This is a genomic window from Candidatus Sordicultor fermentans, from assembly GCF_012728195.1.
Classification (GTDB): domain Bacteria; phylum Atribacterota; class Atribacteria; order Atribacterales; family Caldatribacteriaceae; genus Sordicultor; species Sordicultor fermentans.
This window is the reverse complement of record NZ_JAAYFP010000038.1, coordinates 1-16,406: the sequence shown is the minus strand read 5'-3', so window position 1 is coordinate 16,406 and position 16,406 is coordinate 1. Positions and strand designations below refer to the sequence as shown.

The 16,406-nt window shown below is 42.4% G+C and carries 16 protein-coding genes and 1 tRNA gene; 16 read left to right on the top strand and 1 reads right to left on the bottom strand.

Annotated elements, in window-relative coordinates; translation table 11 throughout:
• The 11 genes from GXZ17_RS01925 to GXZ17_RS01875 form a co-directional block, all read left to right on the top strand.
• Positions 1-739: ABC transporter permease (locus GXZ17_RS01925; protein WP_409375604.1), on the top strand; the 739-nt coding region annotated here is incomplete at its 5' end.
• Between the two features lie 2 nt (positions 740-741).
• A complete protein-coding gene (locus tag GXZ17_RS01920; protein WP_409375603.1) occupies positions 742-1,749 on the top strand; it encodes an ABC transporter ATP-binding protein in 1,008 nt (335 codons plus the stop codon).
• The gene (locus GXZ17_RS01915) at positions 1,746-2,738 is read left to right on the top strand and encodes an ABC transporter ATP-binding protein (RefSeq protein ID WP_409375602.1); all 993 of its coding nucleotides are present in this window, start codon (positions 1,746-1,748) and stop codon (positions 2,736-2,738) included. Before GXZ17_RS01920 ends, GXZ17_RS01915 begins: the two co-directional genes overlap by 4 nt.
• 67 nt (positions 2,739-2,805) lie before the next feature.
• On the top strand, positions 2,806-3,321 hold the full coding sequence (gene infC / locus GXZ17_RS01910; protein WP_409375606.1) for a translation initiation factor IF-3: 516 nt from the start codon (positions 2,806-2,808) through the stop codon (positions 3,319-3,321).
• Between the two features lie 11 nt (positions 3,322-3,332).
• Positions 3,333-3,530 carry a 50S ribosomal protein L35 gene (gene rpmI, locus GXZ17_RS01905; RefSeq protein WP_409375601.1) on the top strand — a complete coding sequence of 66 codons (198 nt, stop codon included), beginning with the start codon at positions 3,333-3,335 and terminating at the stop codon, positions 3,528-3,530.
• 15 nt (positions 3,531-3,545) lie between these two features.
• Entirely contained in the window at positions 3,546-3,899 is a 354-nt protein-coding gene (rplT, locus tag GXZ17_RS01900) for a 50S ribosomal protein L20 (RefSeq protein ID WP_409375600.1), read from the top strand.
• An 82-nt stretch (positions 3,900-3,981) separates the two neighbouring features.
• Positions 3,982-4,995 (top strand): phenylalanine--tRNA ligase subunit alpha, encoded by a 1,014-nt coding sequence (gene pheS / locus GXZ17_RS01895; RefSeq protein ID WP_409375605.1) that lies wholly within the window; start codon positions 3,982-3,984, stop codon positions 4,993-4,995.
• 17 nt (positions 4,996-5,012) lie between these two features.
• Positions 5,013-7,364, top strand: coding sequence for a phenylalanine--tRNA ligase subunit beta (pheT, locus tag GXZ17_RS01890; RefSeq protein WP_409375599.1), 2,352 nt, complete (start codon positions 5,013-5,015; stop codon positions 7,362-7,364).
• Entirely contained in the window at positions 7,361-7,900 is a 540-nt protein-coding gene (locus GXZ17_RS01885; protein WP_409375598.1) for a CvpA family protein, read from the top strand. The genes pheT and GXZ17_RS01885 overlap by 4 nt, the downstream gene beginning before the upstream one ends.
• The gene (locus tag GXZ17_RS01880) at positions 7,888-9,489 is read left to right on the top strand and encodes an endonuclease MutS2 (protein ID WP_409375597.1); all 1,602 of its coding nucleotides are present in this window, start codon (positions 7,888-7,890) and stop codon (positions 9,487-9,489) included. Before GXZ17_RS01885 ends, GXZ17_RS01880 begins: the two co-directional genes overlap by 13 nt.
• A complete protein-coding gene (locus GXZ17_RS01875; protein WP_409375596.1) occupies positions 9,486-10,247 on the top strand; it encodes a Smr/MutS family protein in 762 nt (253 codons plus the stop codon). The genes GXZ17_RS01880 and GXZ17_RS01875 overlap by 4 nt, the downstream gene beginning before the upstream one ends.
• Here GXZ17_RS01875 and GXZ17_RS01870 read toward each other — a convergent pair.
• The gene (locus GXZ17_RS01870; protein ID WP_409375595.1) at positions 10,244-12,154 is read right to left on the bottom strand and encodes a penicillin-binding protein 1A; all 1,911 of its coding nucleotides are present in this window, start codon (positions 12,152-12,154) and stop codon (positions 10,244-10,246) included. The genes GXZ17_RS01875 and GXZ17_RS01870 overlap by 4 nt on opposite strands.
• Before the next feature lie 76 nt (positions 12,155-12,230).
• Here GXZ17_RS01870 and GXZ17_RS01865 point away from each other — a divergent pair, with 76 nt between their 5' ends.
• The 5 genes from GXZ17_RS01865 to GXZ17_RS01845 form a co-directional block, all read left to right on the top strand.
• Positions 12,231-12,725 (top strand): QueT transporter family protein, encoded by a 495-nt coding sequence (locus GXZ17_RS01865; protein ID WP_409375594.1) that lies wholly within the window; start codon positions 12,231-12,233, stop codon positions 12,723-12,725.
• Positions 12,725-13,966, top strand: a complete 1,242-nt coding sequence (gene tyrS / locus GXZ17_RS01860; protein ID WP_409375593.1) for a tyrosine--tRNA ligase — start codon at positions 12,725-12,727, stop codon at positions 13,964-13,966. The genes GXZ17_RS01865 and tyrS overlap by 1 nt, the downstream gene beginning before the upstream one ends.
• A gap of 541 nt (positions 13,967-14,507) precedes the next feature.
• Positions 14,508-15,596, top strand: coding sequence for a 3-phosphoserine/phosphohydroxythreonine transaminase (gene serC / locus GXZ17_RS01855; protein WP_409375592.1), 1,089 nt, complete (start codon positions 14,508-14,510; stop codon positions 15,594-15,596).
• Positions 15,597-15,636: 40 nt separating this feature from the next.
• Positions 15,637-15,711 (top strand) — tRNA-Val (locus GXZ17_RS01850).
• A 66-nt stretch (positions 15,712-15,777) separates the two neighbouring features.
• A partial coding sequence (locus GXZ17_RS01845) for a tyrosine-type recombinase/integrase (RefSeq protein WP_409375591.1) occupies positions 15,778-16,406 on the top strand: 629 nt, incomplete at its 3' end.

Here is a 16,406-nt window from a genome sequence, read left to right as displayed (position 1 = left end):
TATTATGCCTATCGTTACCTGGAGCTCTAATCCTCTTCCTCCTTCTCCTGAGCATCCTTTTGGGGTGGCAGGAAAAAGAGACATATTTTATGGAGTGGTATGGGGAACTCGCACAGCTTTCCGGGTGGGAATAATGGTAACTTTAATTTCTACCGCTTTAGGACTTCTAATAGGGTCGGTGGCCGGGTATTTTGGGAAACTGTGGGATGAAATTCTGATGAGAATCACCGATATATTTATGGCTATTCCTTTTTTGGTGGCGGCTATGGTTTTGACTACCATTCTGGGGACAGGATTAGACAAGGTAATGGTGGCTATGACAGTGTTTAGCTGGATGGGTCCTGCCCGTCTCATTCGAGGGAATATCCTGCAAGTTAAAGAAGAACAATTCGTTTTAGCAGCTAAAGCTTTAGGAGTTAGTGATTTTTCCATCATTATCCGCCATGTTTTACCCAACACCATTTTTCCTGTCTTAATTCAGGCTTCTATGCGCATGGGGTCTTTGGTTATCACTGCCGCTGCTTTGAGTTTTTTGGGAGTAGGGGCTCCTCAGGGTTATGCTGATTGGGGGGCGCTTCTAAATTATGCTCGAAACTGGATGCTGGGGGGGCAGGGAGAGGCTCTTAAGTACTGGTATATGACCGTGTTTCCCGGTGCAGCTATGGTGCTTTTCGTTCTGGCCTGGAATTTAGTGGGAGATGCTCTGCGAGATGCTTTTGACCCTCGTCTGAGGTTATAAATATGGAAGAAAATAATTTACTTTTACAAGTTCAGGATTTAAAAGTTTATTTTTATAATGAAGAAGGGCAGGAATTGAAAGCAGTGGATGGAGTGGGTTTCTACCTCAGGAAGGGAGAAACTATAGCCCTGGTGGGAGAATCAGGATGTGGCAAAAGTGTCACCTCTTTAGCTATCCTGCGGCTGGTTGATTCTGATGGAAAAATCCAGGGAGGGAAGATACTCCTGGAAGGTAGAGACTTACTTTCTCTTTCAGAAAGAGAGATGCGAGAAGTCAGAGGAAGAGATATTTCCATGATTTTCCAGGAGCCATCTTCGGCTTTAAACCCGGTTTATACCATAGGAGATCAAATAATAGAAGCGATAATTTTGCACCAGAAACTTTCTTATCATCAAGCTCGGAAAACAGCAGAAGAATTACTCAGACTGGTGGGTATTCCCGAAGCCCGGAAGAGGCTGGATGAATATCCTCATGAGCTCTCAGGAGGAATGAAACAGAGAGCTATGATTGCCATGGCTTTATCCTGTCATCCTAAAGTTTTAATTGCTGACGAGCCTACTACTTCTCTGGATGTTACTATTCAAGCTCAGATTCTGGAATTGATTGAAGAATTGCAGCGACAACTTAATATGGGGGTTATTCTTATTACCCATGATTTAGGAGTGGTGGCTGGTATGGCAGAGAGAGTGGTGGTTATGTATGCTGGAAAGGTGGTAGAAGAAGGAAGCCGCTGGGATATATTCCATCATCCCCATCACCCTTATACCTGGGGGCTTTTACATTCCATACCTCGCCTGGATGTCAAGCAGGAAAAATTGGCCATCATTCCCGGGGTAGTTCCCGACCCTCTTAATTTTCCCTCCGGTTGCAGATTTCGCAACAGGTGTCCTTTAGAAGATGAGGTATGTCTTACTGAGCCTTCCCGGGAGGAGATAGAGAATCAACATTATGTATACTGTCATCATCATTCTCAAATTGAGGTATTAGAAACTCGGGGTTTTAGCCAATGAACAATGTTCCTTTGTTGCAAGTAGAGGATTTGAAAAAGTATTTTCCCATTAAAGCGGGAGTTTTCCGGAGCACCGTGGGGTGGGTTAAAGCAGTGGATGGAGTAAGCTTTGAGGTATTTCCTGAAGAAACTTTAGGTATAGTAGGAGAGTCGGGTTGTGGGAAAAGCACCCTGGGAATGACCGTTATGCGGCTTTATGAGCCAACTGCAGGAAGTATATTTTTCCAGGGGGAGGATATTTCTTCTCTGTCGGCTTCTCAACTGAAGGGTGTTCGGCGAAACATTCAAATGATTTTTCAGGACCCTTTTACCTCTTTAGACCCTCGCATGCATATAGGCTCTATAGTTGAAGAAGGCATGAAAGTGCATCGTGTGGCTTCCCCTCCTGAGGTTCGACGCAGGGCACTGGATTTGCTGGAAAAAGTGGGTCTGGGAGCGGAATATTTTTCCCGTTATCCCCATGAATTTTCTGGAGGTCAGAGGCAGAGAAGTGGTATTGCGAGAGCCTTAGCTCTTAATCCTCGTTTAGTGGTAGCAGATGAGCCGGTTTCTTCACTGGACGTTTCGGTTCGTTCTCAAATTTTGAATTTATTGAAAGACTTAAAAAGGGAATATCAACTGACCTATATTTTCATTTCTCACGACCTGGCGGTGGTGAGACAGATTTGTGACCGGGTTATTGTTATGTATCTGGGAAAGGTAGTGGAAATAGCGGATGGAGATACTTTCTTTTCTTCTCCTTCTCATCCCTATAGTGTAGCTTTGACTTCTGCTGTGCCGGTTCCAGACCCCGATTATGAAGTTAAACGAATTATTTTGAGCGGGGATGTTCCCAGCCCTATTAATCCTCCGGAGGGGTGTCGTTTCCACACCCGCTGTCCGGTGGCTCAAGAGGTATGCTCTCAGGTGGAGCCCGCTTTAGAGGAAGTGGGAGAAAATCAGTGGGCGGCCTGTCACTTTCCGGGTAGTTTGTCCTGGGAAAGGGCTTAAAATAATTGACTAAGATGAATAAATATGGTATGTTTTTGAACCATCTAAGAAAGAAACTAGGGAGGCGATAAGTATAGAAGTAAAATACCGCGTTAACCATCAGATTGGAGCGCGGGAAGTACGATTGATTTCTCCGGAGGGAGAGCAGTTAGGAGTTGTTCCTTTAAAAAAAGCCCTGGAAATGGCTGAAGAAGCTGGTTTAGACCTGGTAGAAGTAGCTCCTGATGCTCATCCTCCTGTATGCCGGATAATGGACTATGGAAAGTTCAGATATGAAAAGGAGAAAAAGATTAAGATTTCCCGCAAGAAACAGAAAACTTCTGAGTTGAAGCAACTTAATTTGAGACCTAAAATTGATCAACATGATTATGAAGTTAAGCTTAGAAATGCGCTTCGCTTCTTAGAAGATGGTGATCGGGTAAAAATAACGGTCAGATTTCGAGGAAGAGAGGCGGCTTTTCGAGACAGAGGAGAAGAGCTCTTAAAGAGGATGATAGCCGACTTAGAGGAAGTGGGGAAAGTAGAACAGGACATAAAGTATGAGGGGCCACATCTTACGATTACCTTAGCCCCCAGGAAGTGAGGAGAACGAATATGCCTAAGATGAAATCCCATCGAGGTGCGGCAAAGCGATTTAAAGTCACTGCCAGTGGTAAAATAAAAAGACAACAGGCGGGTAAAAGCCATCTTCTGGCTAAAAAAGACAGAAATAGAAAGAGAAGGCTTAGAAAACCTGTTACTCTGGATAAAGTGGAAGAAAAAAGAGTGCGAAAGTTACTTATCCGTGCTTAAAGGAGTGAATGAACTATGCCTAGAGTAAAAAATAGTGTAGCTTCTCGCGAGAGAAGAAAGAAAACTATGAAATCAGCTAAAGGTTATCGGGGAGCCCGTTCCCGTTCTTACCGAAGAGCTAAAGAGCAAGTAATGAGGTCTCAAGCCTACGCTTACAGAGACCGAAGAAACCGTAAACGAGATTTCCGCCGTCTGTGGATTACGCGAATAAATGCAGCAGCAAGAGAGGAAGGAATGAATTATAGCAAGTTTATGGGAGCTCTCCGTAAAGCAGGAGTAAACCTGGATCGGAAAAGTCTCTCTCAACTGGCCATTACTGACCAGGAAGCCTTCCAGAAGCTGGTGGAAATAGCTAAATCCCAGCTTTAAATCCTTTGATTTTGCTCTTTCATTCTTCAAAATTGGGAATCATCGACAATCTTCCAGCTATTTCTATGGGAATGGAGGAAGTATCTTGCAGGAATTAGAGGAATACTGGGAAAGTTTTCAAGAAGAGATACAAAAAGCCAGCACTCTGAGTGACTGGAATTATTTGAAAGGTAAATATGTAGGGAAGAAAAGTCGGTGGGGAGAATTTTTGGCTAAGCTAAAAGAATTGTCTCCGGAAGAAAAAAGAGTCTGGGGCAAAAAAATTAACCAGCTCAAGAAAGAGATGGAGGAATTGCTGGAAGAAAGATATCAAGAGCTTCTCTCCACTGAGGAAAAATCAGAGGTTGATATCACTCTTCCGGGGAAGAAAGGATGGTCAGGTTCTTTTCATCCTGTTCTTCTTACCCGGGATTGGATTTTGACTATCTTCCAGAGCCTGGGATTTCGAGTGGAGGAAGGACCAGAGATAGAGACCGAGTTTTACAATTTTGAAGCCTTGAATATCCCTCCTGACCACCCCGCTCGAGATGACCAGGATTCTTTTTATCTGGCTCCTGGTTATTTGCTTCGCACTCATACTTCTCCTGCTCAAATCCGGGTTATGGAGAAACTAAAACCTCCTTTTAAAGTGGTGGTTCCGGGAAAATGCTATCGTCGAGATGCCTTTGATGCTACTCATAGTCCTATGTTTCATCAAATAGAGGGTTTAGTGGTAGCTCGAGATATTTCTATGGGAGACTTAAAAGGGACTCTGGAGACTTTTGTGCGTCGTTTTTTTGGCGAGGAGAGAAAGATAAGATTTCGTCCCGGGTATTTTCCTTTTACCGAACCCAGTGCAGAAGTGGATGTTTCCTGTGGAGTATGCGGGGGCAAAGGCTGTCGTTCTTGTGGATATAGTGGGTGGTTAGAAATTTTGGGAGCCGGTTTAGTTCATCCTCAAGTTTTTACCCATGCTGGTTACGATTCTCAAGATGTGCGAGGGTTTGCCTTTGGCCTGGGGGTAGAAAGAATCACCATGCTTAAATTCGGCATAAAAGATATAAGGTGGTTCTGGGAGAATGACGTGCAATTTCTGGAACAATTCAATATTTTTTAGGTGAGGCCAATATCCGTATGAGAATTTCCTATAATATTCTAAAAAAGTTTTTACCTGATTTAGATATACCTCAGGAAGAATTAGCTCCTCTTCTTACCGAGCAAGGATTAGTAGTGGAGAAAATCTGGAGGAGGGAGGAGCTGTTTCCCTTTCCTCTCGTGGTGGCCACTTTAGGAAGAATAGAAAAAGGGATGCTTTATTCAGAAGGAGAAATTCATTTTCGAGGACAGGTCTGGAGAGTAAAAGTAAATAACTGGGGGATGCCTGAAGAAGGAAGTAAAATAATAGTGGGTATGGAAGAAGAAACGCCCCATTTTTTACCCTGGGGAGGAGAGAAAAAGGAAGAAATAATAGATTTTCTAGTTACTCTTCCTTTTCCCGCAGAAGAAGGGGAAGAAGTTTCCTCTCTTCTTTTAGGTGATGATATAGTTCTGGATGTAGAAGTCACAGCCAACCGGGGAGATTGCCTTTCTTCTCTGGGTTTAGCTCGAGAGGTGGGGGCAAAACTGGGTTTAAAGTGGCAGATTCCTCCGGTTAGCTACGAGGAAGCCGATGCTCTTTCCGATTTCAGCCTGGAAAACCAGGCGCCGGACCTCTGTCCTTATTACACCGGGAAATACATAAGGCGGCTTACTGTTCGGCCTTCCCCCTGGTGGGTTATAAAAGAACTTTGTTTTCTGGGTTTGAGGCCGGTCAATAATGTGGTAGATTTCACCAACCTGGTGATGATGGAGGTTGGCCAGCCTTTACATGCTTTTGATGCCTCAGTTATTAAAGGGCAAAAAGTAGTGGTGAGAAGAGCAAGAGAGGGAGAGAAATTAATCACTCTTGACGGGATAGAGAGAGAGCTATCTTCAGGGATGCTGGTGATAGCAGATGCGGAGCGCCCCATAGGTTTGGCGGGAGTAATGGGAGGGAAGGAGAGCGAAATTACTCCTTTTACCTCAGAAGTGTTTCTGGAAGCGGCAATTTTTGACCGGGTGGCAGTGAGAAAAACAGCTAAAGCTCTGGGGTTGAGGACTGAGGCTTCCGCTCGTTTTGAGCGAGGAGTAGACCCGGAGAGAGTAACTTATGCTTCTGGTCGGGTGCTTCAGCTTCTGGGAAAAGATGGAGAACCTGCTTCAGGCTGGTTTATAGCAGGCACTCCTCCCCGGGAAGAAAGGGAAGTGACTTTTTCCCCGGAGGAGATAGAAAAGACTCTGGGTTGTTCTATAAAAAAGGAAGAAATAATAAAAATTCTGGCCGGGCTGGGTTTTGAGGTAAAATCTCTTCCTGGAGAGGAAACAATTCGAGCTAAGGTTCCCAGCTGGCGGAGTGATATCTATCTTCCTGTAGATATTGCCGAAGAAGTAGGTCGGATACATGGCTATGATAAAATTATCTCTCGTCTTCCCCAATTTTCTTTTGACCCCGGGAACCAGAATAGTAGCACTCTTAAAGAAGAAAAACTGAGGAGACACTTAGTAGATAAGGGTTTGAAAGAGATAGTAAGTTTTCCTCTGATCAGTCCCGGGCTGGTAGAGCTATGGGGGGCGAAAGAAGAGCAGGTAGATATAAAGAATCCCCTTTCTCAAGAGCAATCTTATCTCCGTCCCTGTCTCCTTTTGTCTGCGCTGGAGGTTCTAAAAATTAACGTTACTCGAGGGAGAAATGACTGGGGATTATTCGAAATAGGAAAAGTGTTTCGAAGAGGATTAAATACTCCTTTTCAAGAAGAGAAAAGATTGTTTATGGCTTTAACCGGTTATTCATTACCTCCTCTGTGGCACAAAAATGGAGAGGTAGACATTTTTTTACTTAAGGGTCTAATAGAGGAACTTCTGGAAATAGCTGGTTTTGACCGGGGAGAAGTCCGTTTTGAGAGTGGTGGAGGATTGGCTTTGGAACCTTCTTGCTCTTTCCGGGTAGAAGTTTCCGGTAAAGAAGCAGGAAGAGGAGGCCTTTTATCCCCTTCCTTTATTCGAGAACTGGGATTTTGGGGTACAATATATGTAGCAGAATTTGATCTGGATTTATTAACCACAGGAGAGGAAAAAGCTTTCCAGTTAAAAGAAGTGGTTACTTTTCCCTCTGTGGCCCGGGATGTCTCTATTCTGGTAGATGAGGCAACAAAGTGGGGAGAAATAGAAGAAATGGTGAGGCGCACTGTGTCCCGGGAAAAGATGGAGGTGGAAAGCATAGAGCTTTTTGACCTTTTTCAGGGAGGGAATGTTCCTCAGGGTAAGAAGAACTTTTCTTTTCGGGTTACTTTCCGTTCCCCGGAGAGAACTTTGAATGACGAGGAAGTGGATGGATGGGTGCAAAAAATTAAAGCAGACCTCAAAGAAAAAAGAGGTCTACTTTTGCGGGAGGAACTTTTGAATTTTTGACCATAGATTGGTATTCCATCTTAGGCCTGGTAATACTGGGTATCAATATTATAAGGAGTGCTTTTAGGGGTTTTAGCAAAGAGTCTCTGGGATTGGTGGGTTTCCTGGGTGGCCTGGTGATAGGTTTACAGTATTATCCTGCAATAGGTGGTTTTTTTGCTCATTTATCTGGTAAGTATTATGTCTGGTTCTCTCCTCTGGGTTTTTTGCTACTTTTCCTGCCGCTGGTTCTGGTTTCTTCCTGGGCAGGGGTGCGATTCCGAAAAGTGTTTGAAAAACTGGATATAACCTGGGTAGATTCAATTCTGGGCTCGTTTGCAGGAATAGCGAAAGGAATCTTGTGGGTTTTGCTTCTCACCCTTTTTATCCTCAATCTGTCCTTTTTCCCCATGGTTAATCAATCTGTTTATCGTTCTTCTCTTTATCTCCGATTAATTCAACCTGTGTTTATTTATGTTTATGAATGGGTATTACAAGTTCCTCATCTCCAATTTTTACAGGGAATTCTTCAAAAAGGAATAGGATGGGTATTATAGAGCTTTCTCCTCTGGTTTTAGAAACTTTTGATTTTGACAGAATCGTGGAGCGCCTGGTGTCTTTTTGCTCTTCTTCTCCTGCTAAGGAGATGGCTCGTTCTATTGCTCCTTTTTCTCCTGAGGAGGTTCATCTTAAAACCCAGGAAGCCCGAGAAGCCCTGGATATGGTTCAATTTGATGGGTCTCTGAGTCTTCGAGGGTTGCCCGACCTTCGTTCTCTTTTTCCCCGGATAGAAGTGGTGGATGCCTCCCTCAGTCTGGAAAATTTAATAGAAATCTTGCATTTTTTCCGATTGAGTCTGGAAATTCGGGGAGAAGCAAAAGAGCGAAAAATAAAGGAGAAATATCCTTCCCTTTCTCCGCACTTTGACAGAATAAAAGATTTTCGTCCTCTGGTAAAGAAAATGGAGAAAGTTATTTCTAAAGAGGGCTATATTTTAGATACGGCGAGCGACAGACTCTGGGAGCTGAGGAAGAGAATAAAATTTCTTCAGAACAGGATTGTGAAAGAATTAGAAGAAATGCTTAACAGCTCTCAACTGGCTCCTCTTCTTCAAGATAGGATTTACACCCAGAGACGGGGACGGTACGTCATTCCTTTGAAAATTCAGTATCGCAATGCTATAGATGGTTTGATAATAGATCATTCTTCCAGTGGCTCAACGGTTTTCATCGAGCCAGCCAGGATTCTGGAACTGGACAACGAACTGGAATTGAATCGGTTGCAGGAAGAAGAGGAAATAGCTCGTTTACTCCGTGAGTTAACTGCTGAGCTTCGCCCCTTTTTGGAAGAAATAAAGGAGACTTATGAGACTTTAGTCTATCTGGATTTATTGCAAGCTAAAGCTAATTTGGGTAACTCGTGGAGAGGGAGAGTACCTCAGTGGGGGGAAAGGCTGATAATTCGTGGGGGTCACCATCCTTTACTGGGAGAAAAAGCGGTTCCTTTTGATTTGGAATTATCTCCGGATAAATCTATTTTAGTGATAAGCGGGCCTAATGCTGGAGGCAAAACAGTTCTTTTGAAAAGCGTGGCTTTGATAGTTTTCCTGACTTTCTGTGGCATTCCCCCGCCTTTAGAGGAAGGTTCATCTCTTCCTCTTTATAATTACCTTTTTGTAGATATCGGTGACCATCAAGACCTGGAAAACGAATTAAGCACTTTTACCTATCGTTTGAGTAGCTTAAAAAAAGCGCTGCAGGAAGCCGAGAGTCCGGCACTGTTTTTAATTGATGAATTGGGAGGAGGAACAGACCCGGCGGAAGGTTCTGCTCTGGCTATAGCTATTCTTCAGTATCTCCGAAAAAGAGGGATTACCACTCTCGTGACCACTCATCTTCCTGCAGTGAAACAATATGCTTTTCGAGAAGAGGAGGCTGTCCCGGCATCTCTGGCGTTCGATCCTCAAACTTTAGAGCCTACTTATCAGCTGGTGGTGGGAGAAATTGGCCCCAGCTATGGAATTCATATTGCCGAAAGAGTGGGTATTCCTCCGGAAATAATTCAAACTGCTCTCACTATCGTAGATAAAAAAGAATGGGAATTCAACCAGCTTCTTCTTCTCTATCCCAGCGCCGGGAGGATTTGAATAGATTAGTAGAGGAGTATGAAAGTAAGTTAAGAGAGCTTTCCCGGAAAGAGGAAGAATTAAGGCGGAAAGAAAAAGAACTGGAGAAGAAAAGGGAGAAAATAGAAAGAGAGGAAAGAGAAGAGTTTGCTGACTATCTTCGAAAGACCCGGAGAGAAATATCTCAGCTGGTAGGAAAGCTGAGGAAAGAAGAAAGACTGAACCAGGAAGAATATCAAAAGTTAAGAAAGCGTTTGAGAGAAGAGGAAAAGCGGTGGGAAGAATTAGCTGGAGATGCAATGGTTTCTTCTCCTGAGGAAAACTGGCAGGAGGGAGAAATAGCCACAATAGATTTTCTTAGGCAAACCGGTAAAATTATTTCTCTGGATTTCAAAAAGAAAGAGGCGCTGGTGGAAGTAGAAGGAAGAAAGGTTAAAACTTCTTTTTCTCACCTTGAGAAAATGGAAAAAGAAGAAAACGAAGAAAATGATTTCTCTTCCTCCACGGCTATTAATTATTCCCCCTTGCCCCGGGTTAAAAACCAGGTAGATATAAGAGCGCTCAGTCGGGAGGAGGCCCGGGAGGAGTTAGAGCGATATTTTGACCAGGTAATTCTCGCTGGATTTCAGACTGTTCATATAATTCATGGAAAAGGAGAGGGGGTTCTCCGTGAAGTCACTCATCAGTTTTTACGCGACCACCCCTATGTGGAAAGCTTCCGTTTGGGGTATCCAGAAGAAGGAGGAATTGGAGTTACCGTAGTTACCTTTAAATCTTAATCTCCTGTACACCCACTACACCATTCTCTGGGTTCTGTTCCCGCTTTAAAAGGAATAGTAACTGTATTGCAACCAGGGGATGGTAACTTCCCGCTTCTCATGCACACATTGACTTCTCTTACTCCCGGAGAAGGGTAAAAATCATGAACCGGAATATCTTTGTGAGCCTCCTTCATTATCTTAGAAAACAAGGGAGCAGCTATTACTCCTCCGGTTTTTCGAGGACCTAAGGGAGTGCGGTCATCGTTACCTAGATATATTCCGCAGACTAAATCAGGAGTAAAACCCACAAACCAGGCATCAATGAAATCTTCAGTACTTCCAGTTTTGCCTCCTGCTGGCCGGTCTATTCTGGCCGCTTTTGCTGTCCCTCGCTCTATTACTCCTTGCAGGAGACGAGCCATGATGTAGGCAGTATCTTCTGATAGAGCTCTGCGTAAAATCCTTTGACCCTCATAGAGAACTTCTCCGGAAAAATTCTCTATCCTTAAAATGGCGATGGGTTCAGGAACCAGGCCTCTGTTGGCAAAAGCGCAATAAGCATTGGTTAGCTCTAAAAGATTTACCTCTGAAGTTCCTAAGGCTAGGGATAAATCTCGGCGAAGTTCGCTTGTGATTCCCATTTTACGAGCATAACTTATTACTTTATCCACTCCGGAAGCCTGGAGAAGTTTTATGCCGATTATATTTACTGATTTTTCTAAAGCTTCTCTTAAGGTAATAGGGCCGTTGAAAGTTTTTTCATAGTTTTGAGGTTTCCAGCCATTGGGGAAAATTAGAGGTTCGTCTACTAAAATTGTACTGGGTGTAAAACCACTATCTAGGGCAGCAGAATAGATAAAGGGTTTGAAGGTAGAGCCGGGCTGACGGTAAGCCTGCACTGCCCGGTTAAATTTGCTTTCGTCATAATCTCTTCCTCCCACCATAGCTTTGATGTAGCCAGTTTGAGGTTCGATGCACAGAATGGCTCCTTGGTATTCACTTTCTTCTAAAGCTTGGTTAGCTATTTTTTGAATGTCTAAATCTATGGTGGTATATATTTTTAGCCCTCCACCAAATATAGTTTCTTCATCATAACTTTTTTGCAATTCTTTAAGGAGGTAATCTACAAAGTAAGGAGCAATGGAGCGATTTTTCTCCCGTCCAGAAAGAACTATAGGGGTGGAGAGAGCTTCTTCTAAATGTTCTTGGGAAATAAACCTCATTTCTTTCATTCTCCTCAGCACTCTTCTCTGTTGTCTCTGAGCAGTAGCTAAATCTACGTAAGGGGAAAAATTTCCTGGAGAACGAGCTACTCCAGTTAACATGGCTATTTCTGCCAGGTTGAGCTCTTCTAAGTTTTTTCCAAAATAGATTCTAGCAGCAGCTTTTACCCCGTAGGCACCATGCCCAAAGTAAATCTGGTTGAGATAAGCTTCTAATATTTCATTTTTAGTGTATTTTTTTTCCAGGGTAAAAGCTAAAAACATCTCTTGTATTTTCCTTTTCCAGGTCCGCTGATGGGAAAGAAACAGATTTCGAGAAAGCTGTTGAGTTATGGTGCTTGCCCCTTCTACTATGTCCATATTTATTAAGTTTTGTAAAGCTGCTCTGATAATACCTCCAGGGTCTATACCGGGGTGACGATAAAAATTCTGATCCTCACTGGCAATAAAGGCTTTTTTTAATAAATCCGGGACCTGAGAAAGTTCAACATATTCTCTGTTTTCAGTAAAAAGCTCTGCTAAAAGGCGTCCCTCAATGTCATATATACGAGTGGTGAGAGGGGGAGAAAAATCATCCAGCTGATTGGAGACTGTTTTTAAATCACTCAAGACAAAAGCAAAGAGTAAAAACCACACCACTCCCCCTGCTAAAAGACCAGAGAGAAAAATCCATAAGGGAGAGCTGTTTTTTTTCTTTTTCATGGTTTTCACCTATTTATATAATATTGATGCGAAATCCTTTCTTTATTTAATATAATATATATAATAAAATCACTTTATGGATAAAAGTCAAGACAGAGAAAAAATCAAGAAAATCTCTCGGTCAGCTTTAATAGCTGCCCTTTATGTTTTATTAACCATTCTTCCCCCTTTTTATTCTTTTTCCTACGGTCCCATCCAGGTGAGAGTTGCAGAGTGTTTGACTGTTCTACCTTTTCTTTTTCCCGAAACTATCTGGGGTCTGGGTTTAGGTTGTTTTTTAGCCAATTTAATCGGGGGTTTAGGTTTTTATGACTTCTTTTTAGGAACTCTTTTTACCATTATAGCTGGATACCTAACATCTCGAGTTCCTTATTCTTTTCTGGCGCCTTTACCTCCTGTTTTAGTGAATGGATTTGGTGTATCTATGTACCTTTCTTTCTGGTTTAAAGTTCCTTATTTTTACTCGGTGTTTTATGTTATGGTAGGAGAAGCCGTAGCTACCTATGGTATCGGGTATCCTCTTTTGACATTTCTGACAACTAAATTAAAATATCATAGAAAGGAGTATTGATGAAATTGTCCCAGGAAGCGAGATTAAACAAAGACATTGCGCTCATTGAGCGAGGAGTAGAAGAAATCATTGGAATAGAAGAATTGAAGAAGAAGTTATTACGTTTTTACCAGACCGGTAAGCCCCTGGTGGTAAAAGAAGGTTTTGACCCCAGTGCTCCTGATATTCATCTGGGGCATACTGTTACTTTAAGGAAATTGCGTCAATTTCAGGATTTAGGGCATCAAGTAGTTTTTTTAGTTGGTGATTTTACGGGAAGAATTGGAGACCCTACCGGTAAAAGTGAAACCCGTCGGCAACTGACTGAAGAAGAAGTCAGGCAAAATGCCGAAACCTATACTCAGCAGATTTCTAAAATTCTTGATTTACAAAAAATTATCATCGAATTCAATAGCAAGTGGTTGAGCAAGTTAACCCTTGCTGACTTGATTGAGATTACTTCTCGTGTTACCGTGGCCCGGATGCTGGAACGAGAGGATTTTGCTAAAAGACTGAAAGAGGGAAAACCGATAGGATTGCATGAGTTTCTTTACCCGGTGATGCAGGGTTATGACTCTATTGCCCTTCAAGCTGATGTAGAGTTAGGGGGAAGAGACCAGCTCTTTAATCTTTTAGTGGGTCGGGATTTGCAAAGAGAATTTGGCCAGGAACCTCAGGTGGTAATAACTATGCCTCTTTTAGAAGGAACTGATGGGGTAGAGAAAATGAGCAAGAGCCTGGGTAATTACATTGGCATAGATGAGCCTCCTTTTACTATGTTTGGTAAGATTATGTCCATTCCTGACTCTCTGATTGAAAAGTATTTTCTTCTATTGACTGATGTTCCGATGGAAGAAATTCGGAGGATGAAAGCTGAATATGAAAAAGGTGAACTTCATCCCCGGGATTGGAAAAAAAGATTAGCTTTTGAGCTGGTTCGGATGTATCACGGAGAAGAAAAGGCTCTTCTCTCACAAGAAGATTTTGAACGAGCTTTCAGCCATAAAGAAATGCCCGAGGAGGCGCAGGAAATAGTAATTTCCTCTTCTATTCTTAAAGAGGGGAAAATCTGGATTTTAAAACTTCTCCAGAAAACTGGCGTTTCCTCTTCCAACACTGAACTGCGGAGGCTTATCGAACAGGGTGGAGTATACTTTAACGGGGAAAGAATTCAGGATGTGAATACTGACCTTCCAATAAAAGATGGTGATTACTTAAAAGTAGGCAAAAAAGGCTTTTTCCGGATTAAATTGGAAGATTGATTTTGCAGTAAGTGGTGATATCTTAACAATCACTCTCATCTAACCTTTTTCTTTCATCTGTTGTTGCGAGTCTCGCTATTCTTTCCCATGGCGAGTCCTGTCAGTTGTTTTTGTGAGCACTGAGGGAGAAACAGTTTCTCCCTCAGTAATTTTTTTAGATTTTTTTGTCTTTTTAATTCTATGCCACAGATTCCTTCTCTCTAGATATTTCCTCTATTGATGAGGAAGAGGAGAAGGAGGCACTCTCCCTCTCAAGCTATCTATATTTTGGAATATTATAATTATAATCTTATATCCGTCCTGATAGCTTTTATTTCCTGACGATAGAGTGAAAGCGGAGATAATAAATAATGGAGTAGAAAAAGACGAGAATGACCAATTTTAAATCAGGCTTTTTTCATCTTAATTTCTTTAATTATAATGTTTCTTGTTGATTTGATTACTTATCAGAGAGGAAAAATTCTGTTACAATTAGGGATATTTATAACCGGGCAAAGGCCTGAAAAGAAGACTAACTATAAACTTAGAAGGTGAGGAGCTTATGAGCGAGAAAAGAGTTTTTGTTTTTAACCCCGGTCCGGCGGCTTTACCGCTACCTGTTCTACAACAAACCCAGGAAGAGATGTTGAACTTTCGGGGAACAGGGATGTCCATTCTGGAAGTGAGTCATCGCTCCCAGGAATTTGAAGAAGTTTTAAATAGTGCTGTAGAGAGGATAAAAAGACTCCTTGGCCTTGATGAGCGTTTCCATGTGCTTTTTATGCAGGGAGGAGCAAGCTTGCAATTCGCCATGATTCCTATGAATTGTGCAGATAACAAAAAGCCTGTCGCTTATGTTGACACTGGCTACTGGGCAACAAGAGCAATTAAAGAAGCACAGAATATAGTGGATGATGTAGCAGTAGTGGCTTCTTCCAAAGATAAAAATTATATTTATATTCCTAAAAATATAGTGCTGGAGAAAGATTTTTCTTATCTTCACATTACTGCAAATAACACCATAAAAGGCACTCAATGGTGGAAATTTCCGGAAACTGGAAATATTCCTCTGGTTGCCGATATGTCATCCGATATTTTTAGCAGAGTTTTCGACCCCAACCCTTTCGGGATTATTTATGCCGGAGCTCAGAAAAATGCCGGTCCTGCAGGAGTGACCATAGCTATTGTTAGGGAAGATATGCTGGAGCGAGTTCCGCAGAATTTACCCACCATGCTGAAATATTCCACTTTTGTAGAAAGTAACTCTCTTTACAACACTCCTCCTTGTTTTGCGGTTTATGTAGTAGAATTGGTCACTCGGTGGCTGGAAGAAACTATAGGGGGCATTGCTAAAATGGAAGAAATAAATAACAAAAAGGCTCGTTTGATTTATGACTATATAGACAGTCAGGATTTCTATAAAAATCCAGTGCAGCCGGAAGATCGTTCCTGGATGAATGTTATATTTACTCTGCCTTCTTTAGAATTAGAAAGTAGTTTTATTAAGGAAGCTACTCAAGAGGGGTTAATCGGTCTTAAAGGTCACCGCTCGGTGGGAGGGTGCCGTGCATCTCTTTATAATGCTGTTACTCTCGAGGCGGTAGAGGTGCTGGTAGATTTTATGAAGGAATTTGTTCGACGAAATGGATAGATAGTTTTTGGAAACGTTTTGTGGTATAATCTTCCGCGGGGGGCGAATAGCTCAGAGGGAGAGCACTTGCCTTACAAGCAAGGGGTCGGAGGTTCAAGTCCTCCTTCGCCCACCAGAGCTGTAATGCTTGCAGAAAGCGCATTCCAGATTGAGCAACTTTTCACCGGAAGCCTGGTTTTTGGTGAGTCAAGCGAACACTTTGAAAACCAAAAAAGAAACGTTATGGACTGCTTGTCTCGAGGATTTTCTTTTATCTGGAAGGGTGGAAGGTAAAAAGGCTAAAACTCTGGAATGGTATAAAGTAATACTTACCCCTTTTGTAAACTACCTAAACCAAGAAGGACTTAGCCAGCTCACCTTACGAAAGTATGTCAATAGCCTCTACGACCGCTTGAAAATTACCTCAGTTGATGCTCACGTACGTGCTATCAAGGTTTTTCTCAACTTTTTGTATAAGGAAGGCTACTGGGAAGAAAACTTGAGCTCTACCCTCAAACGCCCTCGTCTACCTAAACAATTTCCCCACGTCCTCAATGATGAACAAGCTAACCTTTTACTCAAGGCGCCAAATAAGAAGACCTGGGAAGGCTATCGGAACTATGTTATGTTGCTTACCTTTTTAGACACCGGAATAAGGCTTTCTGAGTTGCTTGCTCTAACTATTGATCGAACTAATCTTATGCGTGGGTCTCTGTTGGTGGAGGGAAAAGTAGAAAAGGACAGAGAAGTTTGTGCGGGAAAAACTTTGCGTAAAGAAATGAGCCGGTGGTTAAAAAGGAGGGGCTTATGTCTTTACGAAGGCCGGTGTTT